This is a genomic window from Azospirillum sp. B506, assembly GCF_000333595.1.
Lineage (GTDB): Bacteria > Pseudomonadota > Alphaproteobacteria > Azospirillales > Azospirillaceae > Azospirillum.
The window spans coordinates 1-1,399 of the sequence record NZ_BADK01000090.1; the positions used below are offsets into that span (position 1 = coordinate 1).

The window sequence follows — 1,399 nt, forward strand, 5'->3', positions numbered from 1 at the left end:
CGGAAACCGAACCGTCCACGTCTGAAAGGCGCAGCGACCCGTCCGAAATCGTCGCATAGCGGGTGAAGCCATCCTCCACCGTCGAAAGCGACCGGATGCCCAGCGCGGCCACGTTGTCGTGGATGTTCGACGGGTGCAGCCCTGCCTCGACAGGATCAGGAACAAGGTCACGCGCCATGGCACGCTGATGCTGGAGAAGAAGTAAGGATATGTGAAGGCAATCGAAGCCTGCACATCCCCACATATCCTTACCTCCCCTACCCCTCCGACGCCTCTTCCACCTTGCGGCGCGCCAGCGGGTGGTGGTCGTGCATGACCTTCTTCAGCCGTTCCGTCACCACATGGGTGTAGATCTGCGTCGTCGCGATGTCGGCATGGCCCAGCATCTTCTGGACGGAGCGCAGGTCGGCGCCATGGTCCAGCAGATGGGTGGCGAAGGCATGGCGCAGGACGTGGGGACTGACCTTCTCCGGGTCGATGCCGGCGTCGATGGCCAATTGTTTCAGCAACTGGGCAAAGCGCTGGCGTGTCAGGTGCCCTTCGGCCGAACTGCGTGACGGGAACAGGAAGGGGCTGTGCCCGGCTTCCCCCCCTGCCCCGCCGCTCGCCGGGATGAAGTGGCCGCGGAACGGGATGTAGCCGGCCAGCGCCGCCAGCGCCGGGTCGGACAGCGGCACCATGCGCTCCTTGCCGCCCTTGCCGCGCACAAGCAGGCCGCGGCCGTCGCGCATGATCGCGGTCATCGGCAGGCCGACCAGTTCCGACACGCGCAGGCCGGTGGCGTAGAGCACCTCCAGCAGCGCCACCAGCCGCAGGCCCTCCGGCCCGCCCCGGGCCTCGGCGGTGGACAGCATGGCGCCGACCTCCGCCTCCGTCAGGATCTTGGGCAGCGGACGCCCCTGCTTGGGGCTGTCGAGCGGCGAGGCGGGATCGTCGGTGCGGCGGCCTTCCGACAGCAGGAAGCGGTAGAACTGCCGCATCGCCGACAGCCGCCGCGCCACCGTGCGGGGGGCGCCGTCCTTGCTCTGCACCGCCAGATAGGCGCGCAGATCCTCGGTCCCGGCCGCCTCCAGCGCCACGCTGCGCTGGGCGAGCCAGCGGCCGAGATCGGCAAGGTCGCGCTCATAGGCCAGCCGCGTGTTGACCGCCGCCCCACGCTCCGCCGTCAGCATGTCGAGGAAGGCGTCCAGATGCGCGGACATGGCGATCGGGCGCGGCTTGCACGGCCGGCCGCGCCGCCCGGTGCCGGTCTTGGTCCCAGCGCTTTTGCTGGCGGGGCTTCTGCTGCCGGTCATGGTGTCGGCGTCATGGTGGTGGCGGGCTCCACGGGGCGGAAGGTCATTCGGCGGTTGGATTCGGAGGCGTCGTGGCGGGGCCGATGATGGCGGCCATCGCCTCG

General features: G+C 69.3%; 1 protein-coding gene. It reads right to left on the reverse strand.

What is annotated here, in order from left to right; translation table 11 throughout:
• Window positions 1–257: 257 nt before the first annotated feature.
• Window positions 258–1,202: a site-specific tyrosine recombinase XerD gene (locus I71_RS03175; RefSeq protein ID WP_244433602.1), complete on the reverse strand. Its 945-nt coding sequence runs from the start codon at window positions 1,200–1,202 to the stop codon at window positions 258–260.
• Window positions 1,203–1,399 lie beyond the last annotated feature (197 nt).

What these genes read in the sequence shown, in the direction of transcription:
- I71_RS03175 (WP_244433602.1), bottom strand. Translation starts at nt 1,202, where the DNA reads ATGTCCGCGCATCTGGACGCCTTCCTCGACATGCTGACGGCGGAGCGT.